The sequence below is a fragment of the Leifsonella bigeumensis genome (assembly GCF_039537265.1).
Lineage (GTDB): Bacteria > Actinomycetota > Actinomycetes > Actinomycetales > Microbacteriaceae > Terrimesophilobacter > Terrimesophilobacter bigeumensis.
Genome location: NZ_BAABAE010000003.1, coordinates 232,942 through 256,859 on the forward strand (window position 1 = coordinate 232,942; position 23,918 = coordinate 256,859).

The window sequence follows — 23,918 nt, forward strand, 5'->3', positions numbered from 1 at the left end:
GCCTCGAAGAAGACCACGTACACCCAGGCACCGGCGAGCACGATCGCACCGAGGGCGCACAGGGTGAGCAGGATGCGGGAGAAGTTGAAGGTCACCGTTTCACTCTACCGTTCGGCGAAGTCCTGATCTCGGTGAGGTAGGTCTGGTAGCCGGCGACATCGAGCGTGTTGGCGACCGAGTGGATGCGACCGGGTTCGGCGATCGCGATCATCGCGCCTCCGCCGCCGCCACCGGTGAGCTTCGCACCGAGCGCGCCGGACCGTCGAGCCAGGTCGACGAGCGCTTCGAGCTCCGGGCTCGAGACCTGCAGCGCGTTGAGCAGGCCGTGGTTGAGGTTCATGACCTCGCCGAGCGCCGGCAGGTCGCCGCGGCGGAGCGCTTCGACGCCGGTGCCGACCAGCCCGTCGATCTCGGAGAAGATCGCCTCGTAGTGCTGCGGGTTCTTCTCCCACCCGGCGTGCACGCGTCCGACGGTGTCGGCCGTGAGAGAGCGGACCCCGGTCAGGCCGACGACCACGGGAATGGGCACCGGGATGTCGAGCTCCTCGATCTCGTTGCCGGCATCCGTCTTCCGGAACAGGATCGTCTGACCGAAGGTCGCGACCGTGTTGTCGATACCGGAGGGCGTGCCGTGCACGAGTTGTTCGCACTCGAAGGCGAGCTGCGAGATCTCCTCTTCGCTGAGTGAGAGCCCGAAGCTGTGCACGAGCGCCCGGATGACCGAGACGGCGAGTGCTGCGGATGCGCCGAGACCGCTCGCCCTTGGGAGCTCGGGGAAGACCTCGACGCGCACGGGAGTGTCGGCGACACCAAGGCGAGCCGCAATGAGCGTGGCGACGCGCTCGGCGAGGGCGGCGCCATCCGGGTTGTGGGCGGCGGGGTCCGAGTCCCAGCCGGAGATCACGAGCTCGCTCTTCGCGGCGGCATCCGGTCGGGCCCCAGCCACGGCTGCCGGCCGCGTCACCTCGGCGCGGATGGCGAGGTTGATCGGTGCCGCGATCGCACGATAGCCGTACACGACCGAGTGCTCGCCGAGGAGGATGATCTTGCCGTAGCCGACATTCTGCGCGGGGTCGACGCTCGCGGCGATGATCGGGGCGATATCGATGGTGCCGGTGGCGGTCGCGCCGCCCCTGAGTGTTTCGATGATCTTCTGCGCCTTCCACACCTTGATGTCGCCGCTCGCCACGAGCCTCTCGACGACCTCCTCGAACTGGTCCTCGCTCGCCCCCGCCGCGACGGCGACGCTGCGCGCGTGCAGCCGCATGTGTCCCGGCTGGATGCCTTCGGTCGAGAGCGCCTTGAGCGCGGCGAGATTCTGGGCGAGCCCGACGGCGGCCATGACCTCGGCGAGCTCCTTCGCCGAGCCGGTCCCGAGGATGTTGTAGGCGAGACGGACGGCCGGGTTCGACTGCACCTGGCCGCCGACCGTTCCGACCTTGAGGGGGAGTTCGATCTCACCGACCAGGTTGCCCGCCTCATCCGCCGACCAGTGGGTGAGCGGCTGGTAGCGGCCGCTCGTCGAGGCCCAGGCATGCGCCGCCGCCTCGATGGCCCGCCAGTCGTTGCCGCTGGCGATCGCGACGGCGTCGACGCCGTTCATGATGCCCTTGTTGTGGGTGGTGGCCCGGTAGATGTCGAGTTCGGCGAACTCGCCGGCGAGCACGATGCCGTCCCGGACATCCGCCCCGCCGAAGTGTTCGGTGGCGAGGCTCGCGGCGGGGATCACCGCGCGGGCGCGGACCATCGCCCGGTCGGTGAGGTTGGAGAGGATGCGCAGGAACACCCGGCCGCCGCTCAGCTCCTCGATGAGCGGGCCGACCGCCTCGCACATCGTGTTGACGAGGTTGGCGCCCATCGCATCGCGGCTGTCGACCACGAGGTGGACGACGAGAAGCTCGCCGTTGCCGGCGCTCGCGCCGCGCAGGTGCACTTCGACGTCCAGCGCGCCGCCGCCGCGCGCCACCATGTTCGGGTGCGTGCTGTTGGCCAGGTCGAGGATGCGCTGCCTGCCGTCGAGGATGCTGCGGCGGGCGGCATCCGGATCGGCGACATCCAGCACCTGCACCTGGCCGATGATGAGCGGGTCGTCGGCCGTGCTCGTGAAGCCGCCCGCCTCACGGACGATCAACGCGGCGGAGCTCACGGCGGCGATGATCGAGGGCTCCTCGACGACCATGGGTACGAGGTAGTCGCGCCCGTTGATCGCGAAGTTGAGCCCCAACCCCATGGGCATCGAGAACACGCCGACGACGTTCTCGGTGAGGCGGTCCGCCTTGATCGCGGTGAGGATATAGGAGCCGGTGCTGAGCGACTCGTAGTCCTCCGGGCCGATGATGCCCCGGTCGCGCAACTCCCTCAGACGCTCTTCGACGCTCAGCTGGTAGAAGCGCGGAATGCGCGAACTCGTCATGCGACAGCCTCGATCCTGACCCCATCGAGGCTGGTGGGAATGGGGATCACGGCGGCTCCGGCATGGGCGAACGCGGACTGGAGTTCGTCCGTCGCCTCCAGCTTGGCAAACACCAGCCCTAAGTCGCCACCTCCCGCGCCCGTGGTCTTGAAGACGGCCCCGGATGCGGCGGCCAGCGCGCGCAGTTCGCGGTGGCGATCGGTGACGATGTCGGCGCCCGAGTGGAGACCGAGCGTCTCGAGCGCGCGGAAGTAGTCGTCAGCGAGCGTGAGGAAGGAGCCGGCGTTTTCAAGGGCTGTCTTCGTGGTGGCGGCGAGCTCGGCGAGGGCGTCGAGGTCGCGACGGTGGCCTTCGGGGTCGCGGCGGCCGTAGTCGGCGACGCGGGCGACGAGATCCACGGTGCTGCTGCCGGTGCCGGTCACGACGGCGAAGAGATCGAGACCGTCCGGCCAGGCGACGTGCACCGGTGGCTGGTCCCGGGTGTAGAGGATGCGGTCGCCGTACACGCTCGCGGCGACGTCACCGCCGCTGCCCGATCCGCCCTGGGCACGTCGATGGGCGGCGTCGGCGAGCGCGAAGAGCTCGTCACGGGCGAGGTCGACCCCGCGCGAGCGCGACAGAACGGAGGCGAGGGCGGCGGCCAGGGCGGCGGTGAGGGCGGCCGCGACGGCCGCGCTCGAGCCGAGTCCGAGCTTGTGGCCGTCCTGCTGGAAGGGCGACGTGTCGATGTGGATGTCGACGCCGGCATCCGGGGAGACATCGAGCTTCTCGAGGTGGGCGGCGACCTCCCGCCGGACGGCATCGAACAGCGCCAGGGGTTCCCGCGTCTCGGGGGCCAGGTTCGTGGGGAGCGCCCCGTCATCCCCGAGGAGGAGCGCCTCGATACCGAGTTCGCGGGCCGTGAGCCGCCACCCGGGCGATCCGCCCCCGCCGACGGTCGCCGTGACGGCGGCACGCCGGTCGACGGCCAGGAGCAGCGCCGGAGCACCGTGCAGCACCGCGTATTCGCCGAGCAGGAAGAGCTTTCCCGGGGCGGTCGCCGTCACTCGTGTGGACGTCGTCGTGCGGGCCGACGCACTCACGATTTCGACACCACCCTGGCGGCCGGGCCGAGCGTGCTCGTCCTCGTCTCGGCGACCCCCGGGATTGCGGCGAGTGCGGCCGAGACCGCCGCCGCATCCTCAGGACGGCACAGTGCCTTGAGCTGCGGCCCGGCGTCGATCGTGAAGTACACCGGCAGTCCTCCGGCGCGCAGCGCCCGCACGGCGTGGATGCCGGCGACGGTTGCGGCGTTCCAGTAGATGAGGGCCGGCCGGGTGGTGAGCATGATCGAGTGCAGTGCGAGGCAACTGTGCTCGGCGAGCTCGCCGACCGTCTCGAGATCGTGGGCGAGGATGGCGGCCCGCATCCGGTCGAGCCCGGCCGGAGCCGATTCGACCCACGGGCGGTAGAACGGGGAGCTCGCGCTCGTCGCCTGCATTCCGGCCGTCGAGGAGACCGTCTTCGGCCCCGGATCGGTGATCGCGACGACGACGCTGAGCGGCCAGGCCTCCCCCTCGAGCAGCGGTTCGGCGAAGGAATCGCTTCCGTCGGGGGAGGATCCGGCGTGCAACTCGGCGTACCCGCCGAAGATCGACCGGGCGGCGGATGCCGAGCCGCGTCGGGCGAGCACCGACGACTCGCGGGGGGTCGCCTCGATCCCGGCGGCCGCCGTTGCTGCGACGGCGAGTGCAGCGAACCCGGATGCGGAGGAGGCGAGGCCGGCCCCCGTCGGGAAGTTGTTCTCCGACACCACCCTGGCGCGCAGGTCGAGCCCGGCGCGTTCGCGCACCAGGTCCAGTACGACAGCGACCTTGCCGACCGGCTGTTCCCGGCCATCCAGCCACAACTCATCGTCGGCGAGGCCCGTGTCGAAGCTCACCGTCGTGTCGGTGTGCAGGGCATCGAGCGTGATCGAGATCGACCCGACCGCCGGAACGTTGAGGGTCGCGTCGCGCTTGCCCCAGTACTTGGCGAGCGCGATGTTGCTGTGCGCGCGAGCCCGAGCAGTGAGGTCACCGCCGATGGTCCCGTCCACAGTGGTGCTCCGATCGCGTTGGTGAACATTTTAGCCTCCCACCTGCTTGCTAAAATCGTGACCGTGGCCTCGCCGCCGCCCGAACGAAGGAACCGCGTGCTCCCCGGAATCAGTGGATTGTCGCTCTATCTGCCCCCGTACCGCGTGCAACTGCAGGACTGGTGCGCCTGGAACGACGAGTCGTGGGAGAAGACGCGCAGCGTCGTCGGCCGCAGTTTCCGGATGCGCGGGCCGGCCCAGAGCGTCTACACGCTCGCCGCGAACGCCGTGCTGCGCCTCATCGAGGACTACGAGCTCGACCCGCAGCGCATCGGGATGCTCGCCCTCGGCACCGAGTCGAGCAGCGACAACTCCGCTGGGGCGATCATCGTCAAGGGCATGATCAACGACGCGCTCGAGGCGAAGGGCATGCCCATGCTCGCGCGCGACTGCGAGGTTCCTGAGTTCAAACACGCCTGCCTCGCCGGTGTCTACGGGCTCAAGGCCGCCCTGCGCTACCTCGCCGCGGATGGCGCCGGCCGGCAGGCAATCGTCGTCTCCGCCGACATCGCCGAGTACGCGCTCGGCAGCACGGGTGAGCCGACCCAGGGCGCCGGTGCGGTCGCCATGCTCGTCGACGGCGAAGCACGACTGCTCGAGGTCGACATCGCCGCGGGCGGCAGCGACTCCGACTACCGCACGGTCGACTTCCGCAAGCCGTTCGCACGCTTCCGCCAGGCACCCCGCGACGACGGCCAGATGCAGGACCTCCCGGTCTTCAACGGCCGGTACTCCACGAGCTGCTACATCGACGCGACCCACCATGCGATGGCGGCCATGCTCGCCAAGCGTGGTGGACGCCCTGTGGACTACTTCAGTCAGGTCGACCGCGTCTTCATGCATCGCCCGTATACCCAGATGCCGACGACCGGTTGGGTCATGGCCTACCTGTTCGCGCTCGCCGCGGACGACGAGGGGCGCGCGCAGCTGCGCGAGTACTGTGCGGCATCCGGAGTCGACGCGGATGCCCTGCTCCACGAGCTCGATACCGCCTCGCCCTTCGACGAGTCGATCGTGACCGGTGCGAGCGACGGTGACGTCTTCCCGCTCTCGCGCAAGCTCCGGCAGCACCTGCGCGGGCTCGACCTGTGGCAGTCGCTCGTCGTCGACAAGTTGAGCCTCGGCGCGGATGCGATGCGCGACCTCGGCAACCTGTACTCCGCCGCGCTGCCCGCCTGGCTCGCCTCCGGGCTGCGGCAGGCTGCGGATGACGGCATCGACATCGCTGGGCAGTCCTGGCTCGCGCTCGGCTACGGCAGCGGCGACGCAGCTGAGGCGATCCCGATGCGCGTCGCGGATGGCTGGCGGGAGGCGGCGAGCCGCATCAACTTCGCCGAGGCGCTGGGCGACCCCGTGGACCTCGCCGAGGCGCAGTATCTGGCCCTGCATGAGGGACGTTCGAGCGACCTCGTGCCTGTACCGCCGAGCGGCGAGTTCGTGGTCGAATCGATCGGCACCGTCGACGGCCCTGACTTCCACAATCTCGGGGTCGAGTTCTACCGATACGTTCCGACGAGCAACTGATCCCCGAAGGGTATCCGCGCATGGCCCACGGGATGACGCCTCGCTATGCCCTGATCGGTGCGGGTCCGGCCGGCCTCGCCGGCGCGCGCAATCTTGACAGGTTCGGCATCGACTTCGACGGCTTCGAAGCGGCATCCGAGGTCGGTGGACTGTGGAACATCGATAACCCGCGCAGCACGATGTACGAGTCCGCGCACCTCATCTCGAGCAGGACCACCACACAGTTCGCCGAGTTTCCGATGCCGCCCGGCACGCCCGATTACCCGGGGCACGCAGACCTGCGTCGCTATTTCGCGGCGTTCGCCGAGGAATTCGACCTGCGCCGGCGCTTCCGTTTCGACACGGTGGTGACATCGGTGGAACCGGTCGGTGGCGCTTGGCGGGTGACCTGGACTGGCCCCGACGGGGCGGGCAGCGAGATCTATGCGGGTGTGATTCTGGCCAATGGAACTCTGGCCGAACCGTCGATCCCGGCGTTTCCCGGTACGTTCAGCGGCGAACTCCTCCACAGCAGCGCCTACAAGTCGGCACGCGTCTTCGAGGGCAAACGCGTGCTCATCATCGGCGCGGGTAACAGCGGATGCGACATCGCCGTCGACGCCGTGCATCACGCGGCGAGCATCGACCTGAGTGTCCGGCGCGGATACTATTTCGTGCCCAAATATCTGTTCGGGCGCCCCGCCGACACGCTCAATCAGGGCAGACCGCTGCCGGCCAGGATCAAGCAGTGGGTCGACACTCACGTGCTGCGGCTCTTCACCGGCGATCCGGCGAAGTTCGGATTCCCGAAGCCTGACTACCGGATCTACGAGTCCCATCCGATCGTCAACACGCTCGTGCTGCAGCACCTCGGGCAGGGCGACCTGCGCATCCGGCCCGATATCGCCCGTTTCGATGGGGATACCGTGCACTTCGCGGACGGCACGAGCGACGACTACGACCTCATCATGCTCGCGACCGGGTACGTTCTCGACTACCCGTTCCTCGATCGTCGCCACCTCAACTGGACCGGGATGGCACCGAAGCTCTTCCTCAACATCTTCGGCAGCGACACCGGCGAGCCGATGCCGAACGGGATCTACGTGCTCGGGATGGTCGAGGCATCCGGGCTCGGCTGGCAGGGCCGCTACGAGCAGGCGGAGCTTCTGGCACGCTATCTGGCGGCGGATGGTTCGGCGCAACGAGATTTCGAGAATCAGCTCGCCAGGCGATGGCCTGACCTCACGGGTGGATACCATTACCTCGCGCTCGAACGGATGTCGTACTACGTCAACAAGGACGCCTACCGTCGAGAGGTGAAGAAGCAGATCCGCCGACTGAAGGGTCCAGCGTGAACATCGACGACGTCGTCCTCAACTTCAACCCGGGGTCTCTTCTGGCGCTGGACATCGTGATCGCCCTCATCATGTTCGGCATCGCACTCGCCGTGAAGGTCGAGGACTTCAAGGCCGTCATCACCATGCCGAAGGCGATCACCGTGGCGATCGCGGCGCAGTTCCTGCTGCTGCCGGCCGTGACATTCGGGCTCACACTGCTGCTGCAGGTCGGTCCATCGATCGCGCTCGGGATGATCCTGGTCGCCTGCTGCCCGCCGGGGAACATCTCGCAGGTGCTCACCAACCAGGCCCGCGGGAACGTGGCGCTCTCCGTGTCGATGACCGCGATCGGCAACCTTCTGGCGATCTTCCTCATGCCGCTCAACTTCGCACTCTGGGGGAGCCTGCACCCCACGGCCTCGAAGATTCTGGAGGCCGTGCAACTCGACGCGCTCGACATGCTGCTGAAGATCGTCCTCATCATCGGCCTCCCATTCGCGCTCGGGATCCTCATCGGCAATCGCTGGCCGGCCCTCACCGCGAAGGTGCAGCCGTGGGTGCGCGGAATCAGCCTCGTCGCCCTGCTGGCCTTCATCGTGTTCGCGCTCGTCGGGAACTGGGCCTACTTCATGGCCTACATCGGGGTCGTGCTCCTCGCGGTGTTCCTTCATGACGCCGTGGCCCTCGCCCTCGGTTACGCCACCTCGAAGGCGACGAGACTGGATGTGCCGAGCACGAAGGCGGTCACGTTCGAGGTCGGCATCCGGAACGCCGGTCTCGGTCTCGGCCTGGTCTTCGCGTTCTTCGACGGGCTCGGCGGCATGGCGATCGTCGCCGGCTGGTGGGGGATCTGGGACATCGTCGCCGGCCTCGCGCTCGCCACGGTCTGGTCGCGTTTCACCGTTCGGAAGAATCGGGAGAAGGCTGCAGTACCGGCATGACGCGGGTCCTGGTCACCGGGGGAAACGGCTTTCTCGGCAGTTCGGTCGTTGCAGGCCTCGCCGCCTCGGCCGGAGTCGACGTCGTGGTGAGCGGTGACGTGCGGGACCCGACGCGTACCGTCGCCGGCGTCGTCTACGAACACGTCGATATCACGCAGCCGGAGCAGCTCCAGGCCACGATGCGCGAACACCGGATCGACACCGTCGTTCACCTGGCCGCGATCATGAACCCCGGCCCGCACATCACCCGCGAACAGGAATACCGGGTGGATGTCGACGGCACCCGCCATGTGCTGGACGCGTGCCTGGCCGCCGGAGTGCGCCGAATCGTCGTGTCTTCGAGCGGTGCCGCGTACGGCTACCACCGCGACAATCCTGAGTGGATCATCGAGACGGACGCGATCCGGGGTAACCCCGAATTCGCCTACTCGGACCACAAGCGCCTCGTCGAGAACCTGCTCGCCGAAGCGCGGGAGCAGCATCCGGAGCTCGAACAAGTGGTCTTCCGCATCGGCACGATCCTCGGGGCCACCGTCGACAACCAGATCACCGCCCTGTTCGAGCGGCGGCGCGTGCTCGCCATCGCCGGGTCCGACAGTCCGTTCGTGTTCATCTGGGACGAGGATGTCGTCGCCTGCATGGTGCGCGCAGCGACCGACGGCCCTGCCGGGATCTTCAACCTCGCCGGCGACGGTGCGGTGACCGTGCACGAGCTCGCCGGGATGCTCGGCAAGAAGCTCACGGTGCTGCCCGCCTGGCTGCTGACAACGGTGCTCGCGGTGGGCAAGCTGCTGCGGGCCACCAGGTACGGCCCCGAGCAGGTCGGCTTTCTCCGTTACCGTCCGGTGCTCAGCAACGAGCGGCTCAAGAACGACTTCGGCTACTCACCGAAGAAGACGAGCCTTGAGGCGCTCGAGGCGTGGAAGGTCGCGAGAAGCCGACGTTAGCCGCGCAGGGCGCGCAGCAGCACCGCCGTCTCCAGGGCCGCGGATGCCGCCTCGGCACCCTTGTCCTCCTTCGAGGCCGGCAGACCGACACGATCGATGCCCTGCTGCTCGTCGTCGAGGGTGAGCACCCCGAACCCGACCGGCTTGCCGGTGTCGAGGGCGACGCGGGTGAGCCCATCCGTCGCTGCATTCGAGACGAAGTCGAAGTGGGGGGTGCCGCCCCGGATGATGACGCCGAGGGCGACCACGGCATCCGCCCCCGCCTCGAGCGCCGCCTTGCAGGCGACCGGCAGCTCGAAGCTGCCGGGCACGCGTACCTCGGTGATCTCCGCGCCGGAGACATCGAGCACGCGATGCGCCCCCGCCAGCAGCCCGTTCGCGATCGTGTCGTGCCAGCGGCCGGCGACGATCGTGACCTTGAGGCCCGTACCGTCGATGGCGGGGGAGTCGGGGTGGTTCGGGGATCCTGCGCCGCTCATGACGGGTGTCCTTCCAGTTCGATGAGATTCGAGATGTCCGCCGGGAGGTGGTGGCCCATCCGGTCGCGCTTGGCGTCGAGGTAGCCGTGATTGAACTCGCCCACGCCGACGAGCAGGGGGACGAGTTCGCTCACCGTCACACCGTGCGCGGCGAGCTGCTTCGCCTTGTCCGGGTTGTTGGTGAGCAGCCGTACCGAGCTGACACCGAGATCCTCGAGGATCGCGACCGCAGCGCCGTAGTCGCGGAGGTCTGCCGGGAAGCCGAGCGCGAGGTTCGCGTCGAGGGTGTCGAGGCCGCCCTCCTGGAGCTTGTAGGCGCGCAGCTTGTTCACGAGCCCGATGCCGCGACCCTCGTGGCCGCGCAGGTAGACGAGGATTCCGCCGTCGCGCTGGATGAGCTCGAGCGACTCGTTCAACTGCGGCCCGCACTCGCACTTGAGCGAGCCGAACACCTCGCCGGTGAGGCACTCGGAGTGCACGCGCACGATCGGGTTGTCGCCCGGGTCGCCGGCGATGACGGCGACGTGGTCCGCCCCGGTCATCCGGTCGCGGTAGGCGCGGAACCGGAACTCCCCGTAGACGGTCGGCACCGTCGTCTCCACTTCGAAGATCACCCGGGAGGTCTCCGCGATCGAGTCGACCGGGGCCGGGGCGACCGAGGCATCCGTGCTCGCATTCTGCGCGTTCAGATACTCGATGAGGTCGGCGATCGTGATGACCGCCACCCCCTCGGCCTCACCGAGCTCGATGAGGCCGGGCAGACGCATCATCTCGCCATCGTCCTGCACGATCTCGGAGATCGCCCCCACCGGGGTGAGGCCGGCGAGCTTCATGAGGTCGACCGCCGCCTCGGTGTGGCCGGCGCGCTCACGCACCCCGCCATCCATCGCCCTCAGGGGCAGGATGTGCCCAGGGCGGTGCAGGCTGGTCGGAGTCGACGCCGGGTCGGCGAGCACGCGCAGGGTGTGGGCGCGGTCGGCGGCGCTGATGCCGGTGCTGAACCGGTCGGCGGCGTCGACGGTGATCGTGTAGTTGGTGCCGCGCGGGTCCTCGTTGTCGAGCACCATGACCGGGAGGGCCAGCCGATCGGCGAGCTCGTCGGTCATCGGTGCGCAGATGAACCCGGACGAGTGGCGCACCATCCAGGCGATCCACTCCTGGCTCGCGAGCTCCGCGGAGATGATGACGTCGCCCTCGTTCTCGCGGCCCTCGTCGTCGGCGACGATGACCGGCTTGCCGGCGCGCAGTTCGGCGAGCGCCGTAGGGATGTCGGCGAGGCTCATGACCTGCTCCTCTCGTTTGCGCTGGTCTCGAGCATCCGCTCGACGTGACGGGCCAGGATGTCGGTCTCGACGTTGACGAGGTCGCCCGGGTGCTTGAGGCCGAGGGTCGTCACCGCGAGAGTCTCGGGGATCAGGGACACTTCGAACCAATCGCTGGACTTGGCGTCGTCGTCGTCCCTCCCCACCGCGCTGACGGTGAGCGAGACGCCGTCGAGGGCGATCGAGCCCTTGCGCACGACGAGGCGCGCGAGTTCGGGCGCGAGACTGAACCGCACCACGCGCCAGGCGCTGCCCTCGGTGACCGCGAGCACCTCAGCCGTCCCGTCGATGTGACCCTGCACGATGTGTCCGCCGATCCGGTCGCCGACCTTCGCCGCGCGCTCCAGATTCACGCGGTCACCGGGTTTCGGCGCGGTGAGGGTGCTCATTCGGATCGTCTCGGCCATGACATCCGCCGTGAACCAGTCCGGACCCTGGTCGACCACGGTGAGGCATACGCCGCTGACCGAGATCGAGTCGCCGTGGGCGGCATCCGAGACGGCGAGCGGTGCGCGCACCGTGATGCGCGCGGCATCCTCCGACGACTGCCAGTCGATCACTTCGCCGAGTTCCTCGATGATTCCAGTGAACATGGTTACCTCTCCTTGCCTTCCTGCTGGTCGACCCGGTCGCTCGCAAAGGCATCGACGTCACGCGCCCTCACGAGAATGTCCTCCCCGAGCCGCTCCACGCCCACGATGCTCAACCGCCGAGCCTGCGCGAGTGTTCCGATCCCGAGATCGCCGAGCGCAAGACGCGGCCCGCCGAGCAGTGTTGGCGCGAGGTACATGAGGTACTCGTCGACGAGCCCTGCGGCGACGAATGCGCTCGCGAGCGTCGGCCCGCCCTCGACGAAAGCGTGCCGGATGCCACGGGTATACAGCCCGCGCAGGACGGTCTCGAGGTCGCGGCTCGCCGTCGCGATGAGCGGCTTCGGGTGTCCATGGAGCCGTGCGCCGGCGGGCACCGCCCGCTTGCCGATCACGACGGGGACCGGCTGCTCGGCGAGCAGCCCGCCGTCGGCATCGCGTGCGGTGAGGCTCGGGTCGTCGGCGAGCACGGTGCCGGTGCCGACGATGATCGCGTCGGCCGCCGCCCGTTGCTGGTGCACGTGTGCCCGCGCCGTCTCGCCGGTGATCCACTGGCTCGTGCCGTCGGATGCCGCAGCACGGCCGTCGAGGCTCGACGCCCACTTGAGTGTGACGTAGGGGCGGCCGAGCCGGGTCGCGGTGAGCCAGGGGTGCAGGAGCTCGCTGACGGCATCCGCGAGCATTCCGCCGGTCACCTCGACGCTTGCCTGGCGCAGTCGTTCCGCTCCACCGGATGCCGCCGGGTTCGGGTCGGAGACGGCGTAGAAGACCTTCGCGATGCCGGCCGCGATGAGCGCCTCGCTGCAGGGACCGGTGTGACCGAGATGATTGCAGGGCTCGAGGGTGACGACCGCGGTCGCGCCGCGTGAGCTGTCGGGGGAGAGTTTGGAGAGCGCATCCACTTCGGCATGGGGGGTGCCGATCCCCCGATGCCAGCCCTCGGCGATGATGTCGCCGTCGGGGGAGAGGATGACGCAACCGACCTGCGGGTTGACCCCGTTCGCGGGCCCCCGTTCGGCGAGTTCGAGAGCGCGACGCATCGCGTCTTCGATCGCCTGGCTGGTCATCCGGTTCCTCGTGTCTCATCGAGACGGACTCCGGGAACGCTCGCGCGAACGCCAAGCGCTATGAACGCTCGCGCGTTCACTCGTGCTGCCTTCCATCCGGACTGAGAACCACCACTGGTTCATAACCGTCGGTCCCGGAATTCCACCGGCTCAACCGCTCCCAGCCTTGGCCGGTCGCGGGTCGCGGACTGTCACCGCCGGTTCGGACTTTCACCGACCCCGGAGCACGTACTTGTTACAAAGTCTACCAACGCCCCCGCGCCCGGATTATTCCTGCCCGGGTGGTGAACGAAAACGAAGGAGAACCGGCGTTTGCGCACCAGAACGTGCCGAATGGATCGCCGTCACGGCCGATCTCCTTCGTTTTCGTTCACATGGTGTGGCCGGCCAACAGTGGAGGGAGTTCGATGAGGGATCGGATGACGAGGACTCCGGATGCCGTGGCCGCGGAAAGATCCTCCGCAGTCGCCGTTCCCTGGCGGTCGAGCCACACACCGGTCAACCCCGCACTCGTGGCGCCGATCGCATCCGTGTGCAAGCGGTCACCGACGTAAGCGGCAGAGGCGGGTTCGACCTCGAATATCGAGCATGCATGTTCGAAGATGCGGGCATCCGGTTTCGCGAAGTCGAGCTCGCCCGAAGCGATCAGATGCTCGAATAACCCGTCGAGCCCGACGGCGGTGACTTTGAGCGACTGGTACTCGAGTTCGCCGTTGGTCACGACGCCGAACCGCACACCCGGAATGGCTCGCTTCAGCGTTTCGAGGCAGGGTAGAGCATCGTCGTGCAGTGCCCACGCCCTCTCGTATTCGAGATAGTAATCGCTGTACCAGCGATCGGCGGCGGCATCGTCGAGTTCGACCCCGTAGGGTGCGACGAATCCCCGCACTCGTGCCCGCCGCTGCTCGAAGAAGTCGATCTCGCCTGCAAGGTAGCGGTGATAGTGCTCCTCTTCGAGGGCGTGCCACCGGTCGAGTTCGGTGGTCTCGTCCGCGTCGGCAAACGCGCCGCCCAGTGCCGAACGATGCGCCGTGACTCCGAGACCGACGGCCTCAGCGTGGGCGAAGATCGTGTCATCCAGGTCGAAGAGTACGAGCGAAAACGAAGGAGAACCGACGGATGCCGCACCGTTTTGCGCCGGGGTGGTCGTCATCCGGTCGTCTCTCCTTCGTTTTCGTTCACGCGGCGGCTGGGGGCGCAGGGCACGGTTCAGGTGCCGGGCCAGCCGGGCTTCGGGGTGCGATCGTCGGCCGCGTGCAGCACCGCCTGCCAGGAGTCGGGACGGGATCGGTCACGGCGGACCACGATGGCGGGCTCGACCCCCGTGTAACGGAAACCGGCCCTGCGCGCGACGGCGAGCGAGGCGGTGTTCCCGACGACCGCCTCCCAACGGATGCTCTCGAGCCAGCGGCTGGTGAACACCCAGTCGACGACGGCGGATACCGCGAGGGGCATGTAGCCGTGGCCTCGGTGCTCGGCACCGAGCCAGAAACCGATCATCGAGTTGGTTTCGCGCAGCCCGACGACCCCGAGGAATTCGCCGCCCTCGCGAATCGCCCAGGTGACCTCGTCGCCGCGCGACCATCCGCCGGGAACGTACTCATTCACGAAGAATTCGGCATCCTTGCGCTCGTACGGCCAGGGCAGGGTCATGAACCGCTCGAAGACCGGATCCTGGCAGTACCGTGCGATCGCGTCGACATCCGCGGCCACCGGCTGGTCGAGCAGGAGTGGCCCAGCCTCCAATGTGAAGGGCTGCACGGCTATACGCGCGGCAGGAGGCCGACGCGGTCGTACACCTTCGCGAGGGTCGCATCCGCGATGGTCGCAGCCCGCGCGGCATTGCCGGCGAGCACTCGGTCGAGTTCGGCGGGGTCATCGAGCAGCTCGAGCGTCCGCGCCCGGATCGGCCCGAACGTCTCCACCACGACCTCGGCGAGATCCTTCTTGAGATCGCCATAGCCGCGTCCGGTGTACTCCGCCTCAAGCTCGGCGATCGTCTTCCCGGCCAGCACGGAGTAGATCGTGAGCAGGTTCGCAACCCCGGGCTTCTCGCCGCGGTCGAACCGCACCTCGCGCCCGTCATCCGTCACCGCCGAGCGGATCTTCTTCGCGGTCACCGACGGTTCGTCCATCATCCACACGACACCGGACTCCGACGACGCCGACTTGCTCATCTTCGCGGTGGGCTCCTGCAGGTCGTAGATGCGCGCGGTCTCCTTGAGGATGACCGCCTCGGGCACCACGAAGGTCTCGCCGAACCGTGAGTTGAACCGGCCGGCGAGGTCCCGCGTGAGTTCGACGTGCTGCCGCTGGTCGTCCCCGACCGGTACGGCCACGGCGTCATACAGCAGGATGTCGGCCGCCATGAGCATCGGGTACGCGAACAGGCCGACCGTCGCGCCGTCACTGCCCTGCCTCGCCGACTTGTCCTTGAACTGGGTCATCCGGCTCGCCTCGCCGAAGCCGGTGATGGTGTTGAGCACCCAGGCGAGCTCCGGATGCGCTGCGACGTGAGACTGCACGAACAGTGTCGACTCGGCCGGGTCGATCCCTGCAGCGATGTACTGCGCCGCCGTGCGGCGGGTGTTCTCGCGGAGGAGTGCCGGATCCTGCGGCACCGTGAGCGCGTGCAGGTCGACGATGCAGAATACGGCGTCGTAGTCGGTCTGCAGGTCCTTCCACTGAAGGAGCGCCCCGATGTAGTTGCCGATCTGGAGGCTGTTGGCCGAGGGTTGCATGCCCGAGAACAGGCGGGGCTTCGAGGTCATGCAGTTATTCTCCCAGAGCCTCGAGGGTCAGAAGCTCAGATGTCGTAGTCGACGACGACGGGGGCGTGGTCGGACCAGCGCTCCTCGTAGGAGGCCGCCCGGTCGATCACGTAGTTCTGCACGGTCGCCGCGAGTGCCGGAGTGGCCATGTGGTAGTCGATGCGCCATCCGGTGTCGTTGACGAACGCCTGGCCGCGCGCCGACCACCAGGTGTACGGCCCCTCGACCTCGCCTGCCCAGCGGCGGCCGACATCCACCCAGCCGAACCCGGCGCCGGCGTTGTAGTCCGGGTCGTCCTCCGCGCCGAAGAACCGGTCGAAGTAGGCGCGCTCCTCCGGAAGGAACCCGGCGGACTTCTGGTTGCCGCGCCAGTTGCGGATGTCGAGCCTGCGATGCCCGACGTTGAGGTCGCCGACGATGAGCGAGAGGGGGTTGTGCTCGGCGAGCGCCGGCACTCGTAAGAGCATCGCCTCGAGGAACTTGTACTTCTCGACCTGCTTGGGCGTTCCCGCCTCACCCGAGTTGACGTAGGTGCTCACGACCGTGACGATCTTGTCTCCCACCTCGTAGTCGGCCTCGAGCCAGCGGCCGGCGCTGTCGAAGTCGTCCGGGCCGAACTCGACACGGTGGATGGAGGCTTTGTTTCTGCTGGCGAGCGCGACGCCCGCGCGGCCCTTCGCGGTAGCGGCGTCGTGCAGGATGTCCCACTCCGGTCCGAGCAGGCCGACGACATCCTCGGTCGAGGCACGAACCTCCTGCAGTGCGAGGATGTCGACACCGCGCGCATCCAGCCATGCGCCCATGCCGTGGCGGTAGGCGGCCCGGATGCCGTTGACATTGACGGTGGCGATGCGAAGCGACATGGAATCAGCCTACCGGGGGCCACCGTCACGGCTCCTGTCCCGTCGGAGGATCCGACTGAACCATCCTCGTTGGCGCGCAGCGATGGCTGCCAGTTCCGCCTCCTTCCTCGCCAACGCAACGCGTTCGGCCTCCCTGCGTGCCGCCGCGACTTTGGGGTCCGCGGCGATACCGGCATCCGCCATGCCCACCGCGATCCAGCTCGCTCCGAGAAGAATGGCCGCGCAGACGAGGTTGAACCAGATGAGCAGACCGATGATGATCGCGAACGAGGCGAGAAGCGGATTGCGGCCTGCACCACCGAGAAGGGCCCCTCCGAGCACCTTGAGGACGCCGAGCACGACAGCGCCGAGGACCGAGCCGACCAGAAGTCGCCGGATGGGGATCGTCAGCCCCGAGAGCACCCGATAGAGCGTGCCGAGAACGACCGTGTCGAGCAGGAGCATGAGGGCGAGGCCGATGGCGCGCCCGGTTGCCGCAGCGATCATCGAGTCCTCCCGGATGCCGAACCAGCCGAGCGTGATGTCCAGCGCCTGAGTACTGAACACCGAGAGCGCGGAAGAGAGGAGAAGCGCCGCGCCGAAGCCAATGGCGAGTCCCAGATCCTTGAGTTTGAGCAGCAGGAAGTTGACCTGTTCGCCGGGAAGGTCGAAGAGGGCGCGGACGGCGTCGCGCGTCGAGGAGAGCCAGCCGAGGGCGGTGAGCAGGAGCCCGACCGCCGCGATCGCACCGGTCCAGCCGAGGATCTCTACCTGCGTCAGCTGATCGGGGTCGATGACCCCCTCCGCCCCACGCCAGGCGAGGAGGCCCGGCACGGAGCGCGCAATCGTGTCGAAGAAGGCTCCGCCCAGCGCAGGGTTGCCCTTCAGGATGAGTCCGAACGCGGCGAAGCCGACCCAGATCGCCGCAAAGACGGCGAACAGCGACTGATACGACAACCCGCCCGAGAGCAGGAAGCCGCGTCGATCGGCGAAGTGGCGGAACACCCGTACCGGTTTCAGCGCGAGGACCCAGGCGATGGCCTTCTTGATCGAGGACACCTGCCGAGAGTATCGAGGATTGCTGAAGTGCTCCTGCGGTTCTCCCGACACGATACGCGCGCGGTAGAGTGAGGTCTGGTCAGGGCCGCCGAAACGCGCCATACTGATGAGCAGATCGCGGTGAATCCCGAGGCGATCGAGATGCGTGCAGGGGTGCGTATGGGCCAGGTCGAATCCGAACAGACGGACGTCTCCGACGCGGACCTCATGCTCCTGGCGCGTGAAGGCGACCGCACCGCTTTCGGCGAACTGTGGATGCGCCACGCCCGGTCGGGGATCACCGTGGCACGGCGATTCACCTCGAGCCTTGACGCCGAGGACCTCGTGGCCGAGGCCTTCGCGCGGATCTACCAACGCGTGCTCGATGGCGGCGGGCCGGACGGCGCGTTCCGCCCCTACCTCTATACGACCATCCGCAACCTCGCGAGCCGCTGGGGCAGTGACCGGCGCGACATCCAGATCGAGGACATCGAGGACCTCCGCGACGACAACCTCCCCGAGGACCCTTCGATGGTCGCCCTCGACACGCACCTGACCGCGAGCGCCTTCCGCAGCCTTCCGGACCGCTGGCAGTCGGTGCTCTGGTACACCGAGGTCGAGGGGATGGCACCACAGGACGTCGCCCCCATCCTCGGGCTCACCGCCAACGGCGTCGCCGCGCTCGCCTATCGTGCGCGTGAAGGGTTGCGCACGGCCTGGCTCCAGGCGCACGTCTCCGAGGCGGGCACGACCGCTGACTGCCGATGGGTCATGAGTCGGCTGGGCGAGCACGCCCGGAACGCTCTCACCGATCGTGAACGATCACGGTTCGATGCCCATCTGGACGAGTGCGACAAATGCGGCTCCGTCGCCGTCGAGGTCGACGAGGTGGGCTCGAGCATCGCCGTCGTGATGCTCCCGCTTCTGCTCGGTGCGACTGTGGGGGGCTCCCTCCTCGCCTCGCTCGCCCCGGCGGAGGCTGTGTCGGCGATGCCGCTTCCGGATGTCCCGGCCGTGTTCGATGCGATCGCCGCCTCGGCGGCACCGTCGGCCGTGACCGCTGCGGGAGTCGGTGCGGGTGTGGCCGCCGGCGCGGGCGCCACGGCATCCGCACCGCTGCTCGCGGGCGCGCTCGCAGTCACCGTGGTGCTCGGCGGAGGGGGCGCGATCCTGCTGCAACCCGCCCCGGAGCCCGCACCGCCCGTCGGGATGCAGCGCAGCGTTCAGCTGCCGGCCCCCGCGGCCCCATCCGGAGGCACCGCCTCCGAGGGAATTGATCCACAGAATGATCCGGCAGTGTCGAGGGGCCTCATCACCGCCCTCACCGACCCGGTCAACACGATCATCCCGAATCTGCCCGTAGGCCCCGTGCCGGAACACGTCGCGCCGGAAGGCGTCGTCGGTGCGTTCGTCGACCTCGACCTCAATGGCAAGGGGACGCCGGGTGCGACTGTCTCCGCCCAGGTCGCGGACCAGGTCTACACGACGGTCGTCGCCGTCGACGGGGCCTGGGCGATCAGGATCACGGCGCTGCCCGAAGGGAGCGGCCCGATCACGCTCTCGCAGAAGCTGACGATCCTCGGGATCGCGGTGCCGCTCGACATCCCGCTGACCCTGTTGTCGGACCCCCTCGGGGTCACCGTCGAACTCCTCAACTGAGGCCGACGGCAACCGGGAAGAACCCGCAAAAAATCCCGCAAAACTTTCTTGGATTCCGGCGTCATAATTCCCGCCGGGGCCGGTCTCTCAGTGTGAGGGAAATCTCTGCAATCCAGGGGGAGACGACGCCGACAGCCTTTCGGGTAGGTTGTCGGCGTTTCTCGTTTACACGGGAGAAGAGGCTCAGGCCTTGCCGCGCAGGATCGCCTGCTTGACCTCGGCGATCGCCTGCGTCACCTGGATGCCGCGCGGGCAGGCATCCGTGCAGTTGAAGGTCGTGCGGCAGCGCCAGACGCCCTCCTGGTCGTTCAGGATGTCCATGCGCACCTGGGAGCCCTCGTCGCGCGAGTCGAAGATGAAGCGGTGCGCGTTGACGATCGCGGCGGGGCCGAAATACTGGCCGTCGGTCCAGAACACCGGGCAGCTCGAGGTGCATGCCGCGCACAGGATGCACTTGGTCGTGTCGTCGAAGCGGGCCCGCTCCTCGGGGGACTGCAGGCGCTCCTTGCCGTCCTTCGGTTTGTTCGAGGCCATGAGGAACGGTTGCACCTCGCGGAAGCTGTCGAAGAACGGCTCCATGTCGACGATGAGGTCCTTCTCGAGCGGAAGGCCCTTGAGCGCCTCGACGTAGATCGGCTGCGAGATGTCGAGGTCCTTCAGCAGGGTCTTGCAGGCGAGCCGGTTGCGACCGTTGATGCGCATCGCATCCGAGCCGCACACGCCGTGGGCGCACGACCGGCGGAACGCGAGGGAGCCGTCGATCTCCCACTTGATCTTGTGCAGTGCGTCGAGCACCCGGTCGGTGCCGTGCATCTGGAGGTCGTAGTCCACCCAGCGCGGTTCGTCATCGACCTCGGGGTCGAAGCGGCGCACGATCATCGTCACCGTGAAGGTCGGAACCTCGTCGTGGGCGCGCGGCCCGCTCTTCTCGAGAACGTCGGATGCCATCAGTACTTTCTCTCCGTCGGCTGGTAGTTCGTGACGACGACCGGTTTCCAGTCGAGCTTGATGTGGTCGTCCGCCTCGGCGGACTCGGCGTCACCGGTCAGGTACGCCATCGTGTGAACCATGAGGTTCTTGTCATCACGTTTCGGGTAGTCCTCGCGCATGTGGGCTCCGCGGCTCTCCTTGCGGTTCCGTGCGGAGTAGACCACGACCTCGGCGAGGTCGAGCAGGAAGCCGAGCTCGACCGCCTCAAGCAGGTCGGTGTTGAATCGCTTGCCCTTGTCCTGGACCTGCACGTTGCGGTACCGGTCGCGCAGCGTCTTGATGAGGTCGCCGACCTCGCGCAGCGACTCGTCGGTGCGGAACACCTGGGCGTTGCGGTCCATGGCCTCCTGCAGCTCGCGCCGGATGACGGCGATGCGCTCGCTCCCGTCCCCGCCGCGCACGTGGTCGAGCAGGCGGCGCACTCCGGCCGTCGGGTCTTCGGGCAGCGGAACCCAGTCCGCGGTCTTCGCGTAGGCGACCGCGTTGTTGCCCGCACGCTTGCCGAACACGTTGATGTCGAGCAGCGAGTTCGTCCCGAGACGGTTCGAGCCGTGCACGCTCACGCAGGCGCACTCCCCGGCGGCGAACAGCCCCGGCACCGTCTCGGTGTTGCTGCGCAGCACCTCGGCGTTGTTCGTCGTCGGGATGCCGCCCATCGCGTAGTGCGCCGTGGGCAGCACCGGCACCGGTTCGGTGTACGGCTCGACGCCGAGGTAGGTGCGGGCGAACTCGGTGATGTCCGGGAGTTTCGCGTCGATGACGGCGGGCTCCAGGTGGGTGATGTCGAGGTAGACGTAGTCCTTGTACGGTCCCGCACCGCGCCCCTCGCGGATCTCGGTCGCCATCGACCTGGCGACGATGTCGCGCGGTGCGAGGTCCTTGATGGTGGGCGCGTAACGCTCCATGAAGCGCTCGCCGTCGGCGTTGCGCAGGATCGCCCCCTCACCGCGGGCTGCCTCCGAGAGCAGGATGCCGAGGCCGGCCAGCCCGGTCGGGTGGAACTGGAAGAACTCCATGTCCTCGAGCGGGAGGCCCTTGCGCCACACGATCCCGACGCCGTCCCCGGTGAGGGTGTGGGCGTTGGAGGTGGTCTTGAAGATCTTCCCGAAACCGCCGGTGGCGAAGATGATCGACTTGCCCTGGAAGACGTGCAGGTCGCCGGTCGCGAGCTCGTAGGCGACGACGCCGGCCGGACGTTCGATGCCGTCGACCTCGCTCATGAGCAGGTCGAGCACGTAGAACTCGTTGAAGAAGTTGATGCCGTGCTTGACGCAGTTCTGGTACAGCGTCTGGAGGATCATGTGGCCGGTGCGGTCGGCCGCGTAGCAGGCCCTGCGCACCGGCGCCTTGCCGTGCTCGCGCGTGTGACCTCCGAACCGGCGCTGGTCGATGCGGCCCTCCGGGGTGCGGTTGAAGGGCAGACCCATGTTCTCGAGGTCGATGACCGCGTCGATGGCCTCCTTGGCGAGGATCTCGGCGGCATCCTGGTCGACGAGGTAGTCGCCCCCCTTGACCGTGTCGTAGGTGTGCCACTCCCAGTTGTCCTCTTCGACGTTCGCGAGGGCGGCCGCCATGCCGCCCTGCGCCGCACCGGTGTGCGACCGCGTCGGGTAGAGCTTGGAGATGACTGCGGTGCTCGCGCTGGGCCCGGCCTCGATCGCCGCGCGCATCCCCGCGCCGCCCGCACCGACGATGACGATGTCGTGCTGGTGGTAGTGGACGCCGTCGATGATGTCTCCCTGGTCCGGTTGCGTCATGATCCGACTGCCGGGCAGAAGGTCGGGAGCAGGTCGACGGGCTGGCCTGCGGGGCACGGGTCGAAGGTGTAGATCACGAGGGTTCCCAGGATGAGTAGTACGACGGTGGCGGCCAGGATGGCGCCCTTCAGGGTGACGCCGACCAGCCGGTTGTGGGCGTAGTCGTTGGTGATGGTGCGCATGCCGTTGGCGCCGTGGATGAGCGCGAGCCAGAGCAGGAGCGTGTCCCAGACCTGCCAGAACGGGCTGGAGAGCTTGCCGCCGACGAAGGCGAAGTCGAGCGCTTTGACGCCGTCCCCGATCATGAGGTTCACGAACAGGTGGCCGAAGATGAGCACGACGAGCACGACGCCGCTCGCGCGCATGTAGATCCAGCCCCACTTCTCCCAGTTGATACCGCGACGGCGGACGGTGCGCGGGGTGCGGGGTGCTTCGATGGTGGTCGTCATGGCCTCACTCCGAGAACACGTTGATCAGGTGCCGCGGGACGAACCCGATGAGCAGGATGATCCAGAGGGCCAGCGCGATCCACTGCAGGAGCTTCTGGTGTTTCGTCCCCCATGCCCAGAAGTCGACGAGGATGATGCGCAGGCCGTTGAGGGCGTGCAGGCCGATCGCGGCGACGAGCGCCACCTCGCCGAGTCCCATGATCGGGTTCTTGTAGGTGCCGATGACCGCGTTGTAGGCCTCGGGGCTCACCCTCACGAGTGCCGTGTCGAGAATGTGCACGAGGAGGAAGAAGAAGATCGCGACGCCGGTGATCCGGTGCAGTACCCATGACCACATGCCGACGTTGCCGCGATACACGGTCCCAGCGGGAGCCTTCGGCTTCACGATTCTCGGAAATGGGTACTTGCCCTGCGGTGCCGCAGACGCCACTGTTCCCGCCGATTTTCCAGGCACGACCAACCCTCCTGCAGATGTACCACCCACCGGGCCCACACCAGCCTCACTTACTGCTGACACTGCCAGTCTATTCCTGCGTTCGCTAGTCTGAACGCCATGGCCACCAGACCGAACGGCCTCGACCGGTTCTACAGCATCATTCCCGCCGGGGGTATCGGCTCCCGCCTGTGGCCGTTGTCGAGGGCAGATGCTCCGAAGTTCCTTCACGATCTCACCGGGTCCGGCAAGACGCTCCTGCGCGCCACCTGGGACCGTCTCGAACCGCTCTCGGGGGCCGACCGCATCATGGTCGTCACCGGTCGCGCGCACCGCGCCGCCGTCGAGGAGCAGCTCCCGGAACTCATCGACCGCAACGTCGTGCTCGAGAGCGAGCCGAAGGAGTCCTCCGCGGCGATCGGCCTCGCCGCCGCGATCCTGCACCATCGCGAGCCGGATGTCATCGTCGGCTCCTTCGCGGCAGACCACGTCATCGGCGACATCCGCGGCTTCCATCGAGCGGTCGGCGAGGCGGTGGCAGCGGCGGATGCCGGCTACATCGCGACGATAGGGATCACCCCGACCGAGCCGGCGATCGGCTTCGGCTACATCCACTGCAACGGCAGGCTCGGAATCCAGGGTGCTCCTTCGGCCGTCGGGGCGGACCGCTTCGTGGAGAAGCCGAGCCTCGAGGTCGCGGAAGGCTACCTCGCCGACGGGAACTTCCTCTGGAACGCCGGCATGTTCATCGCCAGGGCCGATCGCCTTCTCGAGCAGCTCGGTGAGAGCCAGCCCGAGTTGCTGGAGGGCCTCACCGAGCTCGCCGAGGCGTGGGACACCGACAAACGCGGCCTCGTCGTCGACCGGGTGTGGCCGAGGCTCACCAAGATCGCCATCGACTACTCGGTCGCCGAGCCCGCGGCGGCGGCGGGGAGGCTCGCCGTCGTCCCCGGCGGGTTCGACTGGGACGACGTCGGCGACTTCGCCGCGATCGCCAAGCTCCACTCCGGCGGACGCAAATCCGACCTCGCGATCCTCGGCGAGAACGCCCGCGTTCTGGCCGACGCATCGAGCGGTGTCGTCATCAGCCAGAGCGGCCGGTTGATCTCCCTCATCGGCGTCACCGACATCGTCGTCGTCGACACTCCGGATGCTCTTTTGGTGACCACGAGCGCGAATGCGCAGCGGGTCAAGGCCGTCGTCGACGCGCTCAAGCTCTCGGGGCGCAGCGACATCCTCTGAACATCGTCACCCGGCCCCGGAT

General features: G+C 67.9%; 22 protein-coding genes and 1 riboswitch. Of the genes, 6 read left to right on the plus strand and 16 right to left on the minus strand.

The annotated features are described in order from the left end of the window. Positions 1 to 91: 91 nt before the first annotated feature. The 3 genes from ABD678_RS06190 to mvaD are packed head-to-tail and all read right to left on the minus strand — an operon-like array spanning position 92 to position 4,490. Positions 92 to 2,413, minus strand: a complete 2,322-nt coding sequence (locus ABD678_RS06190; protein WP_344754806.1) for a hydroxymethylglutaryl-CoA reductase, degradative — start codon at positions 2,411 to 2,413, stop codon at positions 92 to 94. Further along, positions 2,410 to 3,495: a mevalonate kinase family protein gene (locus tag ABD678_RS06195; protein WP_344754807.1), complete on the minus strand. Its 1,086-nt coding sequence runs from the start codon at positions 3,493 to 3,495 to the stop codon at positions 2,410 to 2,412. Before ABD678_RS06195 ends, ABD678_RS06190 begins: the two co-directional genes overlap by 4 nt. Continuing rightward, the gene (gene mvaD, locus ABD678_RS06200; protein WP_344754809.1) at positions 3,492 to 4,490 is read right to left on the minus strand and encodes a diphosphomevalonate decarboxylase; all 999 of its coding nucleotides are present in this window, start codon (positions 4,488 to 4,490) and stop codon (positions 3,492 to 3,494) included. Before mvaD ends, ABD678_RS06195 begins: the two co-directional genes overlap by 4 nt. Positions 4,491 to 4,553: 63 nt before the next feature. On the opposite strand from mvaD, the gene ABD678_RS06205 reads away from it, so the two are divergent. Genes ABD678_RS06205 through ABD678_RS06220 form a run of 4 tightly spaced genes read left to right on the plus strand, consistent with a single transcriptional unit; the run spans position 4,554 to position 9,257 of the window. Then, a complete protein-coding gene (locus tag ABD678_RS06205) occupies positions 4,554 to 6,053 on the plus strand; it encodes a hypothetical protein (protein ID WP_344754811.1) in 1,500 nt (499 codons plus the stop codon). A gap of 20 nt (positions 6,054 to 6,073) precedes the next feature. Further along, a complete protein-coding gene (locus ABD678_RS06210; protein ID WP_344754813.1) occupies positions 6,074 to 7,387 on the plus strand; it encodes a flavin-containing monooxygenase in 1,314 nt (437 codons plus the stop codon). Beyond that, positions 7,384 to 8,310, plus strand: coding sequence for a bile acid:sodium symporter family protein (locus ABD678_RS06215; protein ID WP_344754815.1), 927 nt, complete (start codon positions 7,384 to 7,386; stop codon positions 8,308 to 8,310). Before ABD678_RS06210 ends, ABD678_RS06215 begins: the two co-directional genes overlap by 4 nt. Further along, positions 8,307 to 9,257, plus strand: coding sequence for an SDR family oxidoreductase (locus tag ABD678_RS06220; protein ID WP_344754817.1), 951 nt, complete (start codon positions 8,307 to 8,309; stop codon positions 9,255 to 9,257). Before ABD678_RS06215 ends, ABD678_RS06220 begins: the two co-directional genes overlap by 4 nt. On the opposite strand, the gene ribH is transcribed toward ABD678_RS06220, so the two are convergent. From ribH to ABD678_RS06265, 9 genes are all read right to left on the minus strand, one after another. Continuing rightward, on the minus strand, positions 9,254 to 9,736 hold the full coding sequence (ribH, locus tag ABD678_RS06225; protein WP_344754819.1) for a 6,7-dimethyl-8-ribityllumazine synthase: 483 nt from the start codon (positions 9,734 to 9,736) through the stop codon (positions 9,254 to 9,256). The genes ABD678_RS06220 and ribH overlap by 4 nt on opposite strands. After that, positions 9,733 to 11,019, minus strand: coding sequence for a 3,4-dihydroxy-2-butanone-4-phosphate synthase (ribB, locus tag ABD678_RS06230; RefSeq protein WP_344754821.1), 1,287 nt, complete (start codon positions 11,017 to 11,019; stop codon positions 9,733 to 9,735). The genes ribH and ribB overlap by 4 nt, the downstream gene beginning before the upstream one ends. Further along, positions 11,016 to 11,651 (minus strand): riboflavin synthase, encoded by a 636-nt coding sequence (locus tag ABD678_RS06235; RefSeq protein WP_344754823.1) that lies wholly within the window; start codon positions 11,649 to 11,651, stop codon positions 11,016 to 11,018. Before ABD678_RS06235 ends, ribB begins: the two co-directional genes overlap by 4 nt. Before the next feature lie 2 nt (positions 11,652 to 11,653). Next, the gene (gene ribD / locus ABD678_RS06240; RefSeq protein WP_344754825.1) at positions 11,654 to 12,715 is read right to left on the minus strand and encodes a bifunctional diaminohydroxyphosphoribosylaminopyrimidine deaminase/5-amino-6-(5-phosphoribosylamino)uracil reductase RibD; all 1,062 of its coding nucleotides are present in this window, start codon (positions 12,713 to 12,715) and stop codon (positions 11,654 to 11,656) included. A 79-nt stretch (positions 12,716 to 12,794) separates the two neighbouring features. Further along, positions 12,795 to 12,946, minus strand: a riboswitch (FMN riboswitch). A gap of 139 nt (positions 12,947 to 13,085) precedes the next feature. After that, a complete protein-coding gene (locus tag ABD678_RS06245) occupies positions 13,086 to 13,868 on the minus strand; it encodes an HAD family hydrolase (RefSeq protein WP_344754827.1) in 783 nt (260 codons plus the stop codon). A gap of 56 nt (positions 13,869 to 13,924) precedes the next feature. Continuing rightward, positions 13,925 to 14,476, minus strand: a complete 552-nt coding sequence (locus tag ABD678_RS06250) for a GNAT family N-acetyltransferase (RefSeq protein ID WP_344754829.1) — start codon at positions 14,474 to 14,476, stop codon at positions 13,925 to 13,927. Between the two features lie 2 nt (positions 14,477 to 14,478). Next, the gene (trpS, locus tag ABD678_RS06255; RefSeq protein WP_344754831.1) at positions 14,479 to 15,486 is read right to left on the minus strand and encodes a tryptophan--tRNA ligase; all 1,008 of its coding nucleotides are present in this window, start codon (positions 15,484 to 15,486) and stop codon (positions 14,479 to 14,481) included. Between the two features lie 35 nt (positions 15,487 to 15,521). Next, on the minus strand, positions 15,522 to 16,349 hold the full coding sequence (locus tag ABD678_RS06260) for an exodeoxyribonuclease III (protein ID WP_344754833.1): 828 nt from the start codon (positions 16,347 to 16,349) through the stop codon (positions 15,522 to 15,524). A gap of 9 nt (positions 16,350 to 16,358) precedes the next feature. Beyond that, on the minus strand, positions 16,359 to 17,387 hold the full coding sequence (locus ABD678_RS06265) for a YihY/virulence factor BrkB family protein (protein WP_344754835.1): 1,029 nt from the start codon (positions 17,385 to 17,387) through the stop codon (positions 16,359 to 16,361). Between the two features lie 120 nt (positions 17,388 to 17,507). Between ABD678_RS06265 and ABD678_RS06270 the strand changes: the two genes are divergently transcribed. Further along, complete coding sequence (locus ABD678_RS06270) at positions 17,508 to 19,025, plus strand: sigma-70 family RNA polymerase sigma factor (RefSeq protein WP_344754837.1); 1,518 nt, start codon at positions 17,508 to 17,510, stop codon at positions 19,023 to 19,025. Positions 19,026 to 19,208: 183 nt separating this feature from the next. Here ABD678_RS06270 and ABD678_RS06275 read toward each other — a convergent pair whose 3' ends face one another. Genes ABD678_RS06275 through sdhC form a run of 4 tightly spaced genes read right to left on the minus strand, consistent with a single transcriptional unit; the run spans position 19,209 to position 22,651 of the window. Further along, a complete protein-coding gene (locus ABD678_RS06275) occupies positions 19,209 to 19,973 on the minus strand; it encodes a succinate dehydrogenase iron-sulfur subunit (RefSeq protein ID WP_344754839.1) in 765 nt (254 codons plus the stop codon). Further along, positions 19,973 to 21,772 (minus strand): succinate dehydrogenase flavoprotein subunit, encoded by a 1,800-nt coding sequence (gene sdhA / locus ABD678_RS06280; RefSeq protein WP_344754841.1) that lies wholly within the window; start codon positions 21,770 to 21,772, stop codon positions 19,973 to 19,975. Before sdhA ends, ABD678_RS06275 begins: the two co-directional genes overlap by 1 nt. Then, positions 21,769 to 22,221, minus strand: a complete 453-nt coding sequence (locus ABD678_RS06285; protein WP_344754843.1) for a succinate dehydrogenase hydrophobic membrane anchor subunit — start codon at positions 22,219 to 22,221, stop codon at positions 21,769 to 21,771. The genes sdhA and ABD678_RS06285 overlap by 4 nt, the downstream gene beginning before the upstream one ends. Positions 22,222 to 22,225: 4 nt before the next feature. Continuing rightward, positions 22,226 to 22,651 (minus strand): succinate dehydrogenase, cytochrome b556 subunit, encoded by a 426-nt coding sequence (sdhC, locus tag ABD678_RS06290; protein WP_425561974.1) that lies wholly within the window; start codon positions 22,649 to 22,651, stop codon positions 22,226 to 22,228. A 123-nt stretch (positions 22,652 to 22,774) separates the two neighbouring features. Between sdhC and ABD678_RS06295 the strand changes: the two genes are divergently transcribed. Further along, on the plus strand, positions 22,775 to 23,896 hold the full coding sequence (locus ABD678_RS06295) for a mannose-1-phosphate guanylyltransferase (protein WP_344754845.1): 1,122 nt from the start codon (positions 22,775 to 22,777) through the stop codon (positions 23,894 to 23,896). Positions 23,897 to 23,918: the final 22 nt, after the last annotated feature.